At 47.9% G+C, this 19533-nt stretch carries 15 protein-coding genes; all 15 read left to right on the top strand.

Annotated elements, in window-relative coordinates:
- Positions 1-143 precede the first annotated feature (143 nt).
- The 15 genes from PPG34_RS05730 to PPG34_RS05660 all read left to right on the top strand — a co-directional run bounded on the left by PPG34_RS05730 (position 144) and on the right by PPG34_RS05660 (position 19514).
- Complete coding sequence (locus PPG34_RS05730; protein WP_313832190.1) at positions 144-902, top strand: SDR family NAD(P)-dependent oxidoreductase; 759 nt, start codon at positions 144-146, stop codon at positions 900-902.
- A complete protein-coding gene (locus PPG34_RS05725; protein ID WP_313832189.1) occupies positions 899-2149 on the top strand; it encodes an ATP-grasp domain-containing protein in 1251 nt (416 codons plus the stop codon). The genes PPG34_RS05730 and PPG34_RS05725 overlap by 4 nt, the downstream gene beginning before the upstream one ends.
- The gene (locus PPG34_RS05720; protein WP_313832188.1) at positions 2140-4179 is read left to right on the top strand and encodes a hypothetical protein; all 2040 of its coding nucleotides are present in this window, start codon (positions 2140-2142) and stop codon (positions 4177-4179) included. The genes PPG34_RS05725 and PPG34_RS05720 overlap by 10 nt, the downstream gene beginning before the upstream one ends.
- Before the next feature lie 26 nt (positions 4180-4205).
- The gene (locus PPG34_RS05715) at positions 4206-5225 is read left to right on the top strand and encodes an exo-alpha-sialidase (RefSeq protein ID WP_313832187.1); all 1020 of its coding nucleotides are present in this window, start codon (positions 4206-4208) and stop codon (positions 5223-5225) included.
- Between the two features lie 10 nt (positions 5226-5235).
- A complete protein-coding gene (locus PPG34_RS05710) occupies positions 5236-7926 on the top strand; it encodes a 6-hydroxymethylpterin diphosphokinase MptE-like protein (RefSeq protein WP_313832186.1) in 2691 nt (896 codons plus the stop codon).
- A gap of 299 nt (positions 7927-8225) precedes the next feature.
- Positions 8226-10052, top strand: a complete 1827-nt coding sequence (locus PPG34_RS05705; protein ID WP_313832185.1) for a flagellin N-terminal helical domain-containing protein — start codon at positions 8226-8228, stop codon at positions 10050-10052.
- A gap of 155 nt (positions 10053-10207) precedes the next feature.
- Complete coding sequence (locus PPG34_RS05700) at positions 10208-10609, top strand: flagellar protein FlaG (RefSeq protein WP_313832184.1); 402 nt, start codon at positions 10208-10210, stop codon at positions 10607-10609.
- Between the two features lie 71 nt (positions 10610-10680).
- The gene (fliD, locus tag PPG34_RS05695; RefSeq protein WP_313832183.1) at positions 10681-13029 is read left to right on the top strand and encodes a flagellar filament capping protein FliD; all 2349 of its coding nucleotides are present in this window, start codon (positions 10681-10683) and stop codon (positions 13027-13029) included.
- 18 nt (positions 13030-13047) lie between these two features.
- Entirely contained in the window at positions 13048-13476 is a 429-nt protein-coding gene (gene fliS, locus PPG34_RS05690) for a flagellar export chaperone FliS (RefSeq protein ID WP_313832182.1), read from the top strand.
- A 4-nt stretch (positions 13477-13480) separates the two neighbouring features.
- A complete protein-coding gene (locus tag PPG34_RS05685) occupies positions 13481-14005 on the top strand; it encodes a hypothetical protein (RefSeq protein ID WP_313832181.1) in 525 nt (174 codons plus the stop codon).
- Positions 14006-14323: 318 nt separating this feature from the next.
- A complete protein-coding gene (locus PPG34_RS05680) occupies positions 14324-14623 on the top strand; it encodes a hypothetical protein (protein WP_313832180.1) in 300 nt (99 codons plus the stop codon).
- Between the two features lie 188 nt (positions 14624-14811).
- Entirely contained in the window at positions 14812-15435 is a 624-nt protein-coding gene (locus tag PPG34_RS05675) for a PilZ domain-containing protein (protein WP_313832179.1), read from the top strand.
- A gap of 22 nt (positions 15436-15457) precedes the next feature.
- Positions 15458-17197 (top strand): CsgG/HfaB family protein, encoded by a 1740-nt coding sequence (locus PPG34_RS05670; protein WP_313832178.1) that lies wholly within the window; start codon positions 15458-15460, stop codon positions 17195-17197.
- Between the two features lie 112 nt (positions 17198-17309).
- Positions 17310-18434, top strand: a complete 1125-nt coding sequence (locus PPG34_RS05665) for a glycosyltransferase family protein (RefSeq protein ID WP_313832177.1) — start codon at positions 17310-17312, stop codon at positions 18432-18434.
- Positions 18435-18461: 27 nt separating this feature from the next.
- Positions 18462-19514 (top strand): hypothetical protein, encoded by a 1053-nt coding sequence (locus tag PPG34_RS05660; RefSeq protein ID WP_313832176.1) that lies wholly within the window; start codon positions 18462-18464, stop codon positions 19512-19514.
- The last annotated feature ends 19 nt before the right edge of the window (positions 19515-19533 follow it).

Raw genomic sequence — 19533 nt, 5'->3', positions numbered from 1 at the left:
TTATCGAAGGAACTACTGAGATGCTGCAATTTTAAAAAGGAGCCTTCGGTTGAAGTCCCTGAACCCGTCGCCGGTTGTGTTATTGCGTCAGGCCGTGGACGAGTTAAGTAGAGATTCGCGTCAAATATTTACGTAGATACGCCATGACCATGATAGAAAAACTTGATGGAAAAGTTGCCTTCGTGACTGGTGGAAGCCGGGGGATTGGAAAGGCCATTTCTCTGGCTTTGGCTCGAGGGGGAGCTCGTGTTGCGGTAGCTTATCAGCACAAAGTTGAAGCAGCAGAAAGTGTCGTGAAAGACATTGAGGCGGCTGGGGGGACGAGCTGTTGCTTGTCTGTGGAAGTGACGAATCGGAAGAGCATTGCGTCAGCGTTGTCTCGTATTGAAGACACGTATGGTGGGGTAGATATTTTGGTGAATAATGCTGGAATCAATCAGCCTACGGACTTTGATCAAATCTTGGACGAAGATTGGGACCGGATTCTTTCCGTGAATTTAAAAGGTCCGTTTATATGTGCGCAGGAGGCCCTTCCGTTTCTAAAAAAAAGACAACATGGGAGTATTATTAATATTGGGTCGGTCAGTGGACAATACGGGGGACCGCGGACCGCGCATTATGCGGCAAGTAAGGCCGGGCTGATTTCTTTGTCACAGGTGATTGCTCGTTTTGGGGCTCAATGGAATATTCGATGCAACACGGTTGCGGCAGGGTTAATTGCTTCAGACATGGCCCAATCAGGATTGCAGGCCCCAAGTGTCCAACAGGCTGCGGAGCAGATTGTGCTCAAGCGACTTGGCACTCCGGAGGAAGTGGCGCAGGCCGTGGTGTTTTTAGCTTCTGACATGAGTAGTTATATAACCGCACAAACGATCAATGTGAATGGGGGATTATATTTTTGAAACGGACCTTACTTGTCGTTGGTGGGGGCATAGAGGCTGTACCGGGCATTCAGTTGGCTCAATCGATGGGCTTGCATGTGGTAGTGAGTGACCGGGATGCAGATGCAGAAGGTGCAGCTGTAGCTGACGACTTTCTTCTTACCGATACGTATGACGTTAGTCGCACGGTCGCTCAGGCAAAAATGTTTTGCGAAACCGTCAGACCCATTCATGGCGTGATGTGTATGGGCTCTGATGTCCCACAAACCGTGGCTGCCATAGCTCAAGACCTGGGGCTTCCGGGGATTTCCCGTGAGTCGGCCCGACTGGCTACAGACAAATATGCGATGAAAATGAAGTTATTGGCGGATGGTGTTCCCGTTCCCTGGTTTTCTTTGGTTCATTCTTTAACGCACTTACAGGAAATCGTTCTTGAGCAAGGATTGCCACTGGTGATTAAGCCAGTGGATAGTCGCGGTGCCCGGGGTGTTCTTCGTTTGACGGCTGAAATCGATTTAGCCTGGGCTTACCAATTTTCTTTGTCATATTCGCCTTCCCAGCAAGTTCTGGTTGAGCGATTTTTAGATGGGCCTCAGGTGAGTACAGAAACGATGATGGTCGATGGGGTTGCCCATACCCCTGGTTTTTCTGATCGCAATTATGAATTGTTAGAAACCTATGCCCCACATATTATTGAAAATGGAGGTGATTTGCCCAGTCATCTTTCTCCGTCACAGCAAGAATTGGTTGGCAAGGTGGTTGAGCAGGCAGCCAGAAGTCTGGGCATTGTCGAGGGAGTGGTGAAGGGGGATATTGTTGTCCACCATGGTCAACCGTACATCATTGAGATCGCGGCTCGTCTGAGCGGCGGGTATTTTTGTACGCACGAAATTCCTTTAAATACGGGAGTGGAATTTGTTCGGCATGCCATTTATGTGGCCTTAGGGCAGAAACCCAAACCGGAAGATTTATTACCTCGCTACCAAAAATGTGTTGCTCAACGATATCTGTTCCCATCGCCAGGAAGGGTCACGCGGATTTCTGACTTTTCCCATTGGGCTCATAAACCTGGGATTGCTTTTTTGCAAGTACGGGTTCAGGTCGGAGATGTTGTGGGTACCATTGAGCATCATCCGGCAAGAGCCGGAGTCGTGATTGCCACGGGAGAGACGAGAGAAGAAGCCGCCAATAGGGCCCAAAACGTAGTTCAGAATATTCAGATCGAGACAATTCCTATTTCTCAGGCAATGCTCTCACTATGTCATTAAACCTTTTTACCGTTTTTCACTTGAACCTGGCGTATTCCTCGATTGAAGAAGAGGAACGGTTCTCGGTTATTTCCCGCTGCTACTGGCCACTTTTAAAACTTTCTAAAGATTTACGGGTTCCCATTGGTATTGAAGCTACGGGCGCCACCCTGGAAAGCATCTTCGAAATTGATCCTACCTGGGTTCAACAGTTACGAGAACTGATTGATGACGGTCTTTGTGAATTTGTTGGAAGCGGCTATGCCCAAATTATTGGTCCTTTGGTTCCTGCTGAAGTGAATGGTGCGAATCTCCGGTTTGGAAACGAAATCTACAAGCAATTGCTCGGGTGTTCCCCGTCCCTTGCGCTTATCAATGAACAGGCTTATTCCGCGGGGATCATCGATCATTATGTGAATGCCGGTTTTCAAGCCATGATGATGGAATGGGATAATCCTTTTCACGAAAATCCCGAATGGAGCCCAGAGTGGCGGTATTATCCTCAACTTGTTTCTAGTCCCTCTGGGCAAGAGCTTCCTGTGATATGGAATAAGTCCATCGCCTTTCAAAAATTTCAACGGTTTGTTCATGGGGATTTGGAATGGGCAGATTATCTCACCTATCTCGGTCATCATGTGGGATCGACGCCAAGAGTTTTTCCTCTATATGGAAACGATGCTGAGGTGTTTGATTATCGTCCAGGGCGGTATCTCACAGAGCCGGCGCCCATGGCCGATGAATGGGAGCGCATTCGATTCATATTTGCTCAATTGAAAGGTGATGATCGCTTTCAATTTATCCGTCCCAGCGACACCTTGAGATTTCTGGAAAATTCTTTAGCCGGGCATCACCTACGATTAGAATCCTCGCAATGCCCCATTCCCGTGAAGAAACAGGCTAAATATAACGTACTTCGATGGGCAGTCACCGGGCGTGATGATGCGGGAATCAATGCCGCCTGCTACCGTGCCTTTGAAGCCCTGAAGATGAATCCATTTGTGACGGACGATGATTGGAAAGAGCTCTGCTATCTTTGGAGTAGCGACTTTCGAACCCATATTACCAAACGTCGGTGGGTGGCTTACCAGAAACGCTTAAACCGGTTTCAAAAAAAACTGGGTTTGGCCACGCAGCAAAAAGCCTCCCCTTTCATCCTTCCAGGGAAAACCTATTCATATTCCCAGTTTCATCCACAATGGGAGATTCGCCGATGTGGAAAATATCTTGAGGTGGAAAATAACCAAGTCAAGGCTCGATTGAACTGCAGACGGGGGCTTGCCATTGATGGTTTTTGGGTACATGCCGTTTCAACGAAACCTCTTATCGGAACAATACACCATGGGTTCTTTGATGATATTACGATGGGTGCTGATTTTTATTCAGGTCACTTAGTGCTGGAGTCGTACGGTAGACCAAAAATTACGGATTTGGTTCCTGTCGAACCAGATGTTACGCCCATGGTGGGTGATGGCGGTGTGGAAATCTGTTGTACGATTCCGACCCGGTTTGGCCCCATAGAAAAATCGTTATGTCTGGGATGGAATGGAGAGCTTCATGTACGTTATCAATTATTTTGGAACAAAGTCCCGGCTGGGGCCCTTCGGCTATGGCCCATTACGTTAATGCCTGATGCCTTCGATTATAATTCCCTCATGATCCAAACTCATAACGGCGGATTCGTCCCTGAGAAATTTTTGTTGCAGGCTGGGTCCATTGACCATTCTCGGGCCGTCTCCTTTTTGGTGTCAGCGAATGGAGGGTTGGGAATGACGGAAGGCACCATGCTAGTGGGTGATCACAGAACCACCTTGTCTATGGCGGTCAAACAGTCGACGGGATACCTCGTCCCATTGGTGACATCGTTTCCAGTGGGCAAGTCATATTTTTCTCGTGTCTCGTTTTCCGCATCTGAATGTGATGATACGACACGTCAAATCTCGGTGAGGGGAAAAAATCCTAAGGTCTATGAGTTGAGCTTGGTGGCCAAAACCCAAGCCGAGGTTCAAGAAATTTCCGAAGTAGACGCGATGATGATTGGTGCTGTGTCATGAATGGGTACAGGGGAACAGGCTTTGCAATGAATGAAGAAGCTCTGGTGCAGGAGGAAATGGATTTGAAGCGGAATAGGCAACATGTTGTGATTGCTCAGAATCCCAACCGCCATTTGGCCTTTCCCGATGTTTGCCAATTGATCTCAGGTGAAATTCTTGTGGTGTATCGTGAGGGCGCGGAGCATGTCGATGCCTCGGGGAGATTGATGATGTGCCGATCGGTGACTCCCGGAAATACGGAAACATTTTCGGCTCCAAAAGTTATCTGTGATACCGATTGGGACGATCGTGATCCTTCCATCGTCCAACTCTCGAATGGCATCGTATTGGTAAATTTTTTTCGGATGAATGTTTCTCAAAACAAGCTGTGTTTGACGATCGTTAAGTCTTTGGATGGAGGCGAGACGTGGGAAGCTCCTCAAGATATTAACGTGTCCGGGTTTTCCAATGGACTTGCCACGACTGACGCCGTGCTGGAACTTCCTTCTGGTGAATTACTGATGCCGCTGTATGGCTGTTCGGATCAGGGCGCCAATGGATCGTATCTTCTACGCTCTCAGGATGGTGGCCATTCCTGGCCTGTGATTGGGCCTCTTGCAGTGTCCGGCAATCCAATATTTGAAGAGCCTGCCCTAATGCGCCTCCAAGATGGTCGATTACTTTCTTTTCTTAGAACGGATCACAAGGGACGGGGGTATGTGTATCAAACAATTTCAGAGGATGAAGGTGTCACATGGAACGTACCTGAGCGACTTCCGCTTTGGGGGTATCCTGCGGACTTATTGATGTTGAGCCGCGGTGGTGTACTTGCCACGTATGGATATCGCCAATTGCCCGCTGGGATTCGATGTTGTCGGTCACAATCGGGACTATCCTGGTCTATTTTTGATGAGCAAGTTCTCCGAGCCGACGGGCATGATGATGGGGAATTGGGCTACCCTTCCTCTATAGAGTTGAGCAATGGAGAAATCCTCACCGTGTATTATTTCTCGGATCGTGGAGGTGGAGCTCCCTATATCGCCGGGACTCGATACCAACTGACATGAGGAGATACGAATGAACGAAAGCCTCTATGAAGAAAATCTCAGGGCGTTAGAGGAGCATCATCCAGAGCTAAGAGGTGTGGTGGAGCATGTCGAGCCATCTGAGCGATACCAGGTTACCAAGGCTACCAGCGGAGCCTGTCGATTACTAGTCGAAACCTTATCTGGAGAGACGGTCGCGGTTCATAATGGCGATGATCCAGTTCAGGTGGCAAGGAACACTGCAAAAAAATTGCAGGGCAATGCCAATAGAGTATTGGTGGTTATGGGAATGGGATTGGGGTATTTGGCAAAGGAACTTGCTGAGAATTTAAAAAAAGGATCGGCACTCATCGTATATGAAGCTGACCCGCAAATTTTTCGATTAGCTATGGAATTGGTCGATCTGACGCCAATATTGACCCATTCACGTATTAAGGTGTTGGTCGGGGAAGAGGTGCGAATAGAACCTTCGTGTTACCAATATATGTTGGAAACGGGAGGCGATGTGTTCGTCATCCGATTTGCTCCTGCCCTAAAGTTGTCACCGGCCATCTATAACCGGAAAATCGACAAAGAATTAGTGCGATTCACGACTGGAGCTAAGATTAACCTAGCGACGGCCTCGCGGTTTGGCCAACTATTTACGAAAAGAATTTTTGAAGCCATGCCTCATGTGATGACCGCCAGTGGCGTTGATAGGCTGAAAGGTCTATTTCCTGGGCTCCCAGCCGTCATAGTGGCCGCTGGTCCCTCATTGCGGAAAAATTGTCATTACTTGAAAGAACTCAAAGGGCGGGCCGTGATTATTGCTGCGGATACTATAATCGGTTTTCTTTTGGCTCAGGGTATCAAACCTGATTTCGTGGTGAGCGTTGATCCTCAAGAAGAGACCACTTGTAAGTATCAAGGCGTAGTCATACCGGAAGATGTCAGTCTCGTATTCCATCCCTCCTGTCATGATCGGTTTGTAAAGCATTTTCCCGGACCAAAATTTGTGACGGCTACGAGTATGACCGCGTACCAATGGCTTCAGGATTTTTTTCCTGAAAAGGGGTCTATAGAGGGCCAAATCCAGTGTCAGGTCCATATGGGATTTAATCTTGCTCAGTGGTTAGGGTGTGATCCTATTGTATTGATAGGACTAGATTTGAGTTATACCGATGATCTACCGCATGTGAAAGGAGGATCCTATTTTGTAGAAGGTACAGAAGCATCTTGGATAGAAAAACAAGGAAAGTGGACGAAAAACATTTTTGGAGAACCCGTACGAGCGGAACCTGTGTTTTTTGGATATAAACAGACCTGGGAGCAGAAAATTCGAAATTGCACGAACACCGTGATCAATGCCACTGAAGGTGGCGTGAATATTGAAGGAGCCCAAAATTGGCTTCTTCGCGATGTTCTCACAGAATTTTGCCTTCAAGGCCTTTCCCCCATATTCGAAACTATTCAACATAGCCTTGGCGAATCTGAACGAGTAAGCCGGGCTCCTATTCTTTCCGAAATTCGCCAACGTCTTCGAGAACTTCAAAAGCTTGAGCGAGCTTCTCTTCGGCTCTGCGACTTAATGGAAAAAATCAAGATTTTACGGCAGCAAGGTGATGATGGATCTCCAGCCCTAGTACGGTTAAGCAGAAAGGCGGAACGGATAACGAGCTTAGTTCCAGGCTATGCCAAGACGCTTGGGCTTTTGCAGCTCATCGACTTCGATCTGGAATTATATATGTGTCGAGAGGAGACCGATGCTGCAGATTTTATTGAAGGGGAGGAAACTGAATTTGATCGATTAGATAAACAGGTCAGTCGAGGCCTTCGATATTATGGCGACTTGACTAACGCGATCCCTATCCTACGCCAACAAATCAGGCGGCTTTATGGTCGGTTGAAAGCATTAGATCAACTAGAATCCACTGCGCATGACAATTTTTCTAGGCAAGAATTATTGAGGTGTGCTCAAAAGTTCATTGCCATTGAATGTTACGATAATGCTAAAGTTCCTTTTTCTCATGTCTTAGAAAAAACCCACATTGACTCCCTTACTGAAGACGGTATGTCGGTTGGAATTATGATTGCCTTGGGCCAGAGTAATCCGGAAATGGCTTGGGAATTGGTAAGGACGGCTCAGGATAAATGGTCAGGCAATAAAAAAATCGAGACCCTTTATCAAAAAGCCAAACGGGATTATGAGCGATGGCAAAAAAGAATTGTCGATGCTCGTCCTGATCCGCATCGGCAGAGTGATGAATTATTCTATCCAGGGGATTTTTACTTTCGTCTTGAGAATTATGAGAAGGCAAGCACTCATTATAGAACCATCGCTAATAATCCGAAGATTGAAGTGATCGCACGAGGGGAAGCGTATTTCCGGTTGTCGAAGGCCCAGCAGGCTTTGGGTAATCGTGAGAATTCTATTGAGGCCTTGGAGCAGGCACTGGTTATGAACGCGTCTGATCCTCGTGTGTATTATGACCTTGGGGTTCTTTCTCTGCAGGAGCAGCGAGTCGAGGTGGCTCAGCGATTTTTTGAAAAAGGAGCCGAAGTCAGTCTCGATGATCCGGATTTTTTCGAAGCCGTGGGAGCGGTGTTTTCTGCAGCGGGATCCTATACTTTGGCCATCCCATTTTATGAGCAAGCCCTACTTCAGCGTCCTCAAGATCCCGACCTTATTAATAAAATTTCCGAAGCCTACCAGAACCTTTTTGAAGCGGTTCCCACAGCTTAGAAAATTACGCCTTTTCCTGAATGTGATTCCTGTACATTCAACAGCTTGAGACTCAAACATACAGGAAATGTTGCTGATTGGGTGCGTTTTCATAAGGTGTGAACCGTCTCAAGGATTTTGATTGAAAAACCGAAAGATGTTCTTGATAGCAAATAAAGGTGAAATAAACGTTAAGTTTGGTCGATTGTTTTCCGAATAGAGAGAAAATCGGCTGTATTTTAGGAAATGCAAAAATTCCACGGTTAAGAAAATGCCACGAATGGCATAACAATCACTAAACGATTCAAGGAGGAATCATCATGCCACTTGTAGTTAATACCAACATTGCCAGTCTCAACACGCAGCGCCAATTAACAGGTGCCAACAACGCCATCAACCGATCTCTTGAGCGGTTATCTTCAGGTTTGAGAATTAACCGGGCATCTGACGATGCTGCCGGTTTAGCTATTGCCACACGGTTGCAAGCGCAGGTTCGTGGTCTGCAACAAGCTTCTCGGAATGCCAATAACGCCATTTCATTAGTGCAAACTGCTGAAGGTGCTCTCAATTCCGTCACGAATATTTTGCAACGGCTTCGTGAGTTGGCCGTGCAAGCCGCATCTGACGATAACACCGATACCGACCGAACCGCACTCAACAATGAGGCCACTCAGCTACGAAATGAGTTGACGCGGTTGGCCCAAACTGTGGAATTCAACGGCACCACTCTTCTCGATGGAACGTTCAGCGGGAAAAAGTTCCAAATCGGTGCGAATGCTGATCAAACACTGACGTTTGAAATCGCGGATGTTCGGGCTACGGCCATTGGCCAGTTTGCTTCTCAAGCTGCCGATGTCGGGGATGGAGTGTCCAGTGCTACGGCGAATGGTGTTGGGAACTTATCTGCTGGAGAATTCAGCATCAATGGAACCGATGTTTTGGCGACTTCCGATAGTGACGACCAAGTATCGGTGTTGAATATCGGTGGTGGTACCATTACATCGGCTACTGTCATCGCTGGAAATAGTGCGTACATTGCTAGTTTGATCAATGCATCTTTATATATCAATGACACGGCTATTGACTTGAGCGGTTTAACGGGGTCTTCCGTTGCATCCTTGGTTACGGATATTGCCTCATTGGTGAATGCGGCTTCTATCACGAATGTCACTGCTCGGGTAATCGAGTCGAGCAATCTTGTCTTTGAAACTACGGCTGGAACCAACCTTGCCATTGGGTTTAGCACTGTGGCTGCCAACACCCTCTTTAGTAATGGTGCGGATGTTGCTACCAACTTGGGAATTGGATCGGGTTTTGTGGGTTCCACAGGCACAACGAGTGCCATTACAACGTATAATGGGCAGTCTTCTGCACTCGCGAAGGCAGCGGCGATTAATGGTATTAGTTCAACAACCGGTGTGAGTGCGACGGTGGAATCGAATGCCGTGACCTTTACTAACTCCGTAGGGTCTGCCACCCTGACGTCAGGTGATTTGTTCATCAATGGCGTGAACATTGGAGGGCTGACCATTTCCACGAACGATTCGAATGGGGCTCTAGCGGCGGCGATCAATGCGCAGTCTAGCAGTACAGGCGTTAAAGCTACCGTGTCATCTGGTAAGTTGACGTTGACGGCCGCGGATGGTCGAAATATTGCCATTACCGCGACCAGTGCTGCCCAGACGGCGTTAGGGAATAGTGGTGATGTTACTTTTTCAGGGAGAACAGGGGTTGTCCGTGGTTCCCTTACCTTAACCTCGACCAATAACTTTACCGTGGCTGGGACGACAAGCGATATCGGCGCTATCTCTGCTACGACGTATGTCGCTTCTGGAAATTTGAGCACCTTGGCCATTACCAGTCGGTCGTCGGCTAATACCGCGATTACCCAGATTGACTCGGCCTTGGATACGATCAATACGAGCCGGTCAAGTATCGGTGCTGTGCAAAGCCGACTCAGCACGGCCATTGCGTTCTTGGATAATGCCGCTGAAAACCAGGCAGCTTCGGAATCGCGAATTCGTGATGCCGACTTTGCATTGGAAACGGCCCAATTTACACGGGGTCAGATTTTGGTGCAGGCTGCGACGGCCATTTTGGCTCAGGCGAATGCCCAGCCCCAGGTCGCATTGCAGTTGCTCCAGTAATTGGTTTGATCATCCATTGGGAAAGAGTTCGCCATGAGCGGTGGACTCTTTCCCATGCGAGTTTTCGTCTTTCATGCGACGTTCTCCTCTTAAGACTCAGGATGGAGTTGAGATAGTGAGAGCCAAGCTGGATCCTTGTGATCTATATGTGAGAGATGAGTATGGAGGAAGTCAGTGTCATAAGAACCCACAACCAAACGGTGTCTCACACCGGGAAATCTCCTACTGTCTCTCCGCCTAAGTCAGGACGGAGCGAAGCGAGGGGGGCTCAGGTAGCGGAGGCAGTTGATGTGGGTGCAAAAAATATCACATCTGCTTTTCCATCTGACAAAAAGATTGAATTGGCAGAGGTGAGTGCCGCAGTCGAAGATCTCAATCACCGGTTAGAATTGGCCAATAACACCCTTCGATTCCATATAGACGATACGACGGAAGAAATAAAAGTGCAGGTGGTGGATAAAGAGACGGGGAAAGTCGTTCGTACCATTCCCCCGGAACCCTCCTTGAGCATCTTGGCTCAGGGGGAATTCAGTGGCCTGTTGTCCGTTCAAGGGTGAGACCACCATTTCGCATACCGATTGGTTGTGTAAAATAATGTTGCTCATCACTTCAGGAGGAAGAATGTAGCATGGGACTCACGTCGGCGACTGGACTCATTTCCGGGATCAATTTCAACGAGGTCGTCAGTCAGTTAGTTGAACTTGAATCTCAACCCATCCTTTTACTTCAATCTCGAAAAGCCAGCCTAGAAACCGTTAGCGCGGAGCTGAGCACCCTGAGCGTCAAACTTTCTGGCCTTCAAAGTGCAGCCAGTAAGTTGTCTTCTCTGGCCAATTTCAATGTCAATTCGGTTTCCGTCACGAAATCCACGTCAGGAATCGAGTTGCTTTCCGCTACAGTGAATAGCTCGGCAGTGCCCGGAACATCACAAGTGCAAGTCAATCAACTGGCCCAGGCACATTCTATTGCCTCTCAAGGATTTGTGGATGATGACACAACGGCGATCGCCAGCGCTTCGGGGACCTTTAAGTTTAAAGTTGGCAATGCCGGGGCAGAGACGTCAATTAGTATTACCAACGAAACGACGTTAGTCCAGTTGCGGGATGCGATTAATAATGCCAATGGTTCGGTACAAGCATCGATTTTGAATGATGGTTCCGGTTCAAACCCATATCGTTTGGTGCTGGCATCCAAGAATACCGGTACGGCAAATTCGGTTAACATTACCAGTAACCCTACGACCCTGGACTTTACCAATAAACAGGTGGAAGACGCCTATGCCAATGCCACCAATAGTTATTCTGGAACCGTCGCGTCCAATTCCGGCAATAATTATCTTGGGACGACCAACAAGACTTTTCTTGTGGAGATTGTTACAGGAGGAGATCCAGGAACTGCGACGTATAAATACTCCATTGATGGAGGTATTACCTTCCTCGGAGCCAATGGGGCCGCCTATAACGGATCCAATGCCATCACAACCCAAACATCTTTGACCAATTATATTGACGGTCAGGGTTCCTCTAGCACGACGGAGGGAGAAAACGAGGGTGTCCAAATTTCTTTTGGGGCCTCGTCGGGAACGCTGGTCGCAGGTGATGAATTTACGATTGATGTATTCAACCCTACCTTGCAAGAAGCCAAGGATGCCGTGATCGAAGTCGGGAACCTCACGATTTCTAAATCCTCCAACACCATTTCTGATGTCATTCAAGGTGTCACGTTAAATCTGCTGCAGGCTGATTCGGCTTCCACCATTGATGTGACGGTAGTGAATGATACGAGCGGTATTCAATCCCAGATTGAGGGCTTTATCTCGGCCTATAATGATGTGATTGAATATTTACAAGAACAGTTATCATTTGATCCCGAAGACCCAGAGTCCAATACCGCGAAACCATTGTTGGGTGATACCACGGCAGTATTGTTAAATCGGCAATTGCAAAATTTAATTACCTCGGCCGTTCCCGGCGCAAGCAGTAGTTTGAATAGCTTGGCGAAATTGGGAATCTCAACGAATGAGGATACCTCAAAAATTAGTTTGGACTCGGCGACGTTTAGTGCCGCTATTGCGGCCAATATTACAAATGTCACACGCCTGTTTGTGGGAATTGGGGTGCCCAGTAATTCGCAAATAAAGTTTGTCAGTAAAACTGATGAAACGGATTCTGGAAGCTATGGCCTGTTCATTAATACTGCGCCCACACGAGCCACCATTGATGCTGACCATGCCATCCAAGCTGGGGGAATTACAGCTCAAGAAGTGATCTCGGTGAGTTTCTTTTCGGATGCGACCAATAGCGCTATTTCTCCGACGACCGCTCAAATTACGGCGGCGGCGGGAAGTACGATCAATGATATTGTCAATGCTTTGAATAGCGCCTTTGCGACGCAAAAAATTGCTGCCAGTGCTTCGAATAATAGTGGGGCCATTCGGATTCGGGCGACTGAATATGGCGATGATATTAAAATTCAAGTCCACTCAGATCAGGATAATTCGGCAACCCAATCAGGACTGGGCACGGCAGATAGTACCGCCAAGGAAAATACCGGAGTTGATATTGCCGGAACCATAAATGGATTTAAGGCTAATGGAAAAGGTGCAGTACTGACTAGTGGGTCTGGCTTTGCGGACGATGGGCTTTCCATTCGTGCCGAGGTGACCACGACCGGAAATTTTGGCACCATTACGGTATCCTCTGGGGTGGCAGATCGCATTGCTTCGTTAATTCGGAGGAATATTGATACCTCGACGGGTACCATTCGGGTGCGACAAGATGGTATCGCGGACTCTGTGGAAAGTATTGATGAAGAGATCGAGCGGAAAGGTGTGTTGGTCGCGGCCTTTGAAGAAAGAACGAGGCAACAATTTCAGCGATTAGAAGTGTTGTTGGGGCAGTTCCAAATTCAGGGCAATGCGTTGACCGCTGGGTTAACAAGCATACAAAACCTTCAAGCACAAATTAATAATCGTTAATTAAGACAGTTCCTTATTTTGAATCCTAATCTTCAGATGTATCGACAGCAGCAGGTGCAGCACGAGGTGGAGCAGGCCTCTCCTGTGCGGCTCGTGGTGTTATTGTATGACAAGGCCGTTGCCTTAGTGCGCCAATCGGTGCAACATATCGAGAGGGAAAATGAAAAAGCCAAAGGGGAAGCCCTCAATCGAGTCGTGGATATTCTGTGTGAATTACAAGCCGTGTTGAATCGGGAGGATGGTGGAGTCGTCGCGGAAAAATTAGATGCCATGTACGAGTTCATGATTCGAGAAATCACAATTGCCAACATGAATAGTGATCCTGCGCCACTTGGAACAGTCCTGGGTGTCCTGGAAGAATTACGAAAAGGATGGCAGGAATTAGATCTCATGACAAAAGATGGAGAAGTTTCCACAGGGGCGAGTGCCCTCAAATCCCAGATTTAGACCGATGATTTACACTCTTATTGACCAATATCAGGCTTATCTTCATTTACAAGGTAGAATAGCGAAGGCGATTGAAAATCGGGACGAAAGCCTGTTGAATCAATTGAGAGAAGCCAGTACCGATCTTTTTTTGATAATTGAGGCCAACCGAAAAGATCTAGTCGAAGCCACGGATATTAAAAGTATTCGTGAAACCTCATTTCTGTCGGACTCTAGGCACCTCGTTTTACTTATGGAGCGGGCGCAGCGGCAAGTGCAGGAAAATGAAACCCGTCTTCAAAGTTGGTTAAGTCAAATGAAGGCTGATATCCAGCAATACCGTTCCTCTCAACCCCACCGCGGTGTCTTGGCGTCTTATCTGCAGCAAAAGCAAGTGGCTTCCCACGGTATGATTCCAACCCCCAACATCCCGAGTGTTTCTACTCAGGACGAAACCGTCCCCGTCATGACTACTCCCGCCCAAAGCCCTTGGACGGTTCCCTCTCGCGAATCAGAAACAGTTGGACATCGCTTTCACGAACAGTCCTAATTCCCAAGAATTCCCTCAATCTATTTTCAAACCTTATCCTAAAACTCGTGATTAAAGGTGGTCTGTCATTCGTCATTCTTTTGACAGGAAGGCGTCAAAGAGTGGTCGTTGCCCTTTATCTTTGGTGGTTCTTCTCTAGTCTCGGTGAGAAAGACTACGGGAACAGAAATTGCTTTTAAAACCATAAGTTGTCCAAGTCTCTCCTTTGGGGGATGCTTGATCTATGAATTGGCTTAAAAATTGCTTCATTAGCTAAGAGATAAGTCCCCTATTAATGTTCTGGGTGTGCATAAGTTGACCGGAGGGTATTGACCAAGAATGAAAGTTAAACCATCACAGGAATCCGTATCCGTGGAGAAGCTCACCTGGGAAGAAGATGATTGGGTTCCTCATATGCCTAGAGTCTTGCATACTCTTTCGAATAAGTTACTGCCTATTGTCGCGTTCTCTGATTTGGGCTCGCGCCGTTGTGAAGATCCAACCCTTCGGGAATATTTTGAAAAAATTCGGCAGGCGGCTCGGGATTCTCGGGATCTTATCATTCAACTTCGGCAGGATGTTCAACAAAAAAATGGTCCTGCGCCTAGGAGCCACGAGAAGCCGACGGATAGCTTGTAGAAGTCGAGAAGGATGCTCTGGAGTGATGTGTTGAGCCAGTGAATGTTGAAGAAAGGTAGAGTAGGAAATGGGTGTATTGCTGTTCATGTTTTGGCGACGCATGTGGAAAGATCGAGGTCGCTGGGAATGGTATGCCTGGAAGAAAAGGTAATGTGGAATGAGGGTTCTAGCAAGAAAGGATGTCAAGAATGAGTAAGCCACCTGTTCCTTCACCTGAACTTCAAGGAGACGATCGACGCCAAGACTTTCGTGCTGATATGCCCATCTGCGTGTCCGTGGATATGCCGTTGGCTCTTTCCTGCGAAGCACTCCCGCCTAGACACGGGGTGAATGTTTCTTGGCAATGGGATGATCTCGCGGTGTCCCCGGATTTAGTGAAATCCATGGTGACCCAAACCGATCTTCTGACGCAAGAACCTTTGTTACTCCAAATGCTGACACGCATTGATTGGATGTTGACGACAGTGATGAAAACTTTAGGAAAAAACTCCCCGGTTCAACAAGGATTTCCTGAATTTTTGATGGCGAATATGAGTGCCTCTGGGATTCGGTTTCTCACTCGGCAGGAGTTTCCCACAGAGTCCGAGGTGATGCTTCGCATGGTGCTTCGCCCGTTTGTCCCTATTCAAGCCTTAGCAAAGGTTCTGCGAGTTCGCCCCATGAAGGTTGAGGGGGAAACCCGATTTGAAACGGCCTGTGAATTCTCTGAAATTGGGTCTGATGATCGGGAAGCTATTATTCGGCATGTCTTTCGGGCGCAAGCTAGTTTGCAACGCCAACGTCTTACCCACCAAGAAGCTTTTGTGACCTAGTGGGTACAGGAAGTCCTGATGCATGATGGTCCGGGGAAATGCGAGTACGTGTAGTCCGAGAAGCAGCTCTGTCGGGTTTGACCGGCTTTGGGTCATCTGTCTGATTTTTTTCTTGGCTGGACTAGCCACTCTGTTAGGGGGATGTGCTGAGGTCAATAATCCAGCCAATCCTCCAGCCCCTATTCCAATCCCATCGACGGTTTCTTCTGTTGATACGCCTCACCCGGTTTCTTCTCCCTATTCTCTGGCCATTCTCCCGTTTGAAGATTATTCCAATCGACAGGATTTAAGCTGGTTGCGGCAAGGGTTGCCTGACATGTTAGTCACGGACTTGGCTTTGCTTCCCGGAGTTCGTGTCGTGTCTCGGCATCGATTAGGGGAAGTTCTTCGAGAGCAATGGCTACAGCATCGGGGTGCCTTTGAGGAGGCGTCCTCGGTTCGCTTGGGGCGACTTGTGGGCGCCCGGTATTTACTGAGTGGTCTCTATTATGTTGGCGGGGAGGAGTTAATCCTCGAAGTGCATCTGCTAGATGTCGAACAAGGCGCTGTCGTTCGGACATTCCGCGTCACCGGATCGCCTCAGGACATTCCAGGGCTTGAGCTTGAACTGGCTTCCAGTTTAGGCCAAGTCTTTGATTCAAAGGGAAGGGAATCACATGTGGAGGAACTTTCCTCGGTGGGAAACGAAGCGCCAATCGTTCAATTTGATTCTCAAGAAATCCTGGATATTCATAAAGAGATAGGAAGTCAGGCTCCATCTACCGAAACCCAGGCTTCGATTGCTACGACCCTTAGAACGGATACGGTATTAGGGTTGGAACGGTTAAAGCATGTACGCGAGGCTGCGGCCAGTATCGCTCATGATTTATGGTCTCAGGCGCTCGATATCCGTTTAGGAAACTTAAATTATCAATCGCATTCTGGAAACAAGGATGCCTCGCATGCGTTAACCGTAAATATTCCTGTGTCAGCAACCATACGAGAAAAAGCCCTGACCACACTTGATGCCGCTATCAATATTGTGGAGCGAGGTGGGCCAGAGGGTGGAGAAATTGTGCTAGGTTTTGAAGAGTCAGATGCCGGAGCGCAGCAATTGTTTCGTGAAGCCCTGCAAGCGCCACGACGGTTATTTGTTCGGGCTATTCGAGAATCAGGCGAAGTGCTCGCGGTTTCGTCGGAATGGTCTTGGCGGATGGATTTATATGTGCACATAAGGCCGGATGGGACCGTTGGTCTGCCTCGCTCGTCGTCGCCCTTTCTGATGGGGAACGCAACTTTTTGGGGAGCCCTGCTATCTCGTCAAGACGCCACCATTACTTTTGATGCGTTGGTGCTTCCGGTTCCGGAAGAATCTCGAACGGTTTCAGTGGAAGTCGTGGAAGATCATAGTGAAGATGGTCTGTCGAATTTGGAAGCTGAAGATTGGGTTACGTCTTTACGCACCTGGTTGGATCATCGATGGCATCCCTCAGTCGCAGAATCCATTCCTACCTCAGGGTACCTTCCAGGGAACCGCCGCCATGCGGTGGCATTGGTCTCTGGGAAAGGTGGGACCATTGCTCACATTCAGATCGTGCACATCGATGAAGAGGAAAAATTTGCCGATAGCGTGGACGATGCGTTGAGGAAATTGCCGGGAGAATGTTTTTGGAAATGTGAGAACTCTGATCCCAAGAAGAGTGCCCCGCAACCGTTTACTCTGCGAATCCAGTTTGAATTGAATAAGGATCTTCGTCATGCCGGACTTGGTCGATTGAGGTAAGCGCTCCGCCTATTTTCGACTGTCCCTGTGGCATAAGACTTGCGATGAAAAACCTAATTATTTTGTTTAATACCGTGTCAGGTAAGCAAATTTTTAAAAAAGAAGGTAAAGCATGAAGGTAGGTTTTTCGGCGCTAAATCAATCTAGCTATCACGTGATCCCGCATATTCAGAAATTATTAATGCAGGGCATACGGGAATCAGGTGGGAGCCCAATCCTTGTGCATAAAGTTCAAGACACTCGAGGGCTTGACGCTTTTGTACTACTCAATTCTCTTGCGCTGGATATTCAAAAAGAAATTTTCGAAAATGTTCAGCATTATTGGACATATTTATTGGATGCGCCTTTTCACCATGCTGGGTGGATTTGGCTTGGACCGTCATCGGTGAACTATGCGGTCGTGGATCCTTCTCATTTATCATTACTGGCCTTGTTAAATCGAACCGGTACTTTTTTCCCACATGGTGGCGATACTCATCCCTTTCGTTCTTGGCCACATCGGGAAATTGATATTCTTTTAACCGGGACTGCGCCGAGCATTGACCGGAAGTCTCAGTTGATGAAGGGACTTTCTCTCGAATTACAAACGTTTGCTGAGCGGCTTATCCAAGAAGCGTTAGCATTTCCCGAGCGGGCATTAGAAGAATTGTTAATCAAGCTCTTGGAGCACCAGGGTGTCAACATGCAGGTGTCCGATTCGATGTTGGTACTTACGGTGGCAGATCATATCGTACGAAGTACCCATCGCCTAAATTTATTGCGGGCCTTTTCCGAATTTCCTGTCGTAATAGCTGGCAGTGGGTGGGACAAGGTTGAGATGAGTCCCCGGCACCGATGGATTGGGGAAGTTCCGTATCCACAGATTGCTGAATTAATGAGTCAGGCAAAGGTGGTGTTATGTCCAGGTTGTGGATTTACCCAAGGGGGCCATGATCGAATTCTCACTGCTATGGGAAGTGGCGCTGTTCCCTTGACTATGTCCACTCCCTATCTGTCGAAACATTTCCTTCATGGTGTTCACTTGGCCTATTTTAAAAAGGAAAATGAGGCCGTGGATCTTGCCCGCTTGATTCTTGGTGGATCCCATTGGGGAGTTGTTGGAGAGGCTGGGCATGCGGCCGTGGCAACAGGGCATTCCTGGGTGTGTCGTGGAAAGGAGTTTCTGGCCTTATTGCGGGGAGAAATCGGGGATGGTCATCGTGAGGGAGAGCTGCCTTCTGAAGAGTTGGTGGCCTAACTCATTATGAAGAGGCGTCATGCACCGGTGCCAGTTTCGTTGAAATGTACGATTGTCGTTCCTACTATTCGCGAACATTCGATCAAGGAATTTTTAGCCGTCTGGAAAAAGGCTCTGATCTCTGCTCATTTGATCGTTATTGAAGACAATCCCACTCCCACCTTTGATCTCCGTGCATATCCTCAAGTAACTCATTATTCCTGGAATGATATTGACCGAGACTTGGGAGCCAATAATTGGATCATTCCTCGGCGAACCGATTGCATTCGATCTTATGGGTTTTGGAAAGCCTATCAAGATCATCCGGATATGGTCATCACCTTGGACGATGATTGTCATCCAGTTGATGATGGGACCCACTTTATTGAAACCCATTGGGAGGCGTTAACTCACTCTGGTACCAGTGAGGCGTGGCAGCAGACGGGGGAAGGGATCCCGACTCGAGGAATTCCCTATTTCCAACGACATCGAGAATGGCCTTGCATGTTGAATCATGGGCTATGGGACCATGTTCCAGATTTCGATGCGCCAACACAGTTGGTCCAATCGCGGGTTCCTCAAACATTTATCCCTGTCAATCAAACCATTCCTGTTGGGAGATATTTCCCCATGTGTGGAATGAATGTAGCCTTTCGCCCGGAATTAATTCCGGCCATGTACTTTCTGCTCATGGGAAAAGGATATCAGTATGATCGATTTGGTGATATTTGGAGCGGGGTTCTCGTGAAGAAGATTTGCGATCACCTTGGATATGCCATTAAGAGTGGCGATCCCATCGTCGTTCATCAACGAGCCTCAAATGTGTGGGCCAATCTTCGGAAAGAAGCTCCCGGCCTCGAAGTAAATGAAGAATTTTGGTCTGCGGTTGATCGGCTTTGCCTGACTGGAAGAACCGTTATTGAGTGTTATCAAGAAATTGCGGAATCTTTGACATTGGAAGGTCAGTATTGGTCAGCGTTACGGGAGGCCATGTTGCTTTGGTCTGGCCTGTTTACCAAGGCGGAGATTCATGAAAATTTGGCATCCCCTCCTCGCATCAAAGGTAATTCCCTCCCGGCCTCGCAGTCGGCTCTGGTTTGACGGCTACGCATTCTTCACA

The organism is Candidatus Nitronereus thalassa, assembly GCF_032191465.1.
GTDB lineage: Bacteria > Nitrospirota > Nitrospiria > Nitrospirales > UBA8639 > Nitronereus > Nitronereus thalassa.
The sequence above is the reverse complement of the archived record's forward strand: the minus strand, read 5'-3'. Positions and strand labels throughout refer to the sequence as shown.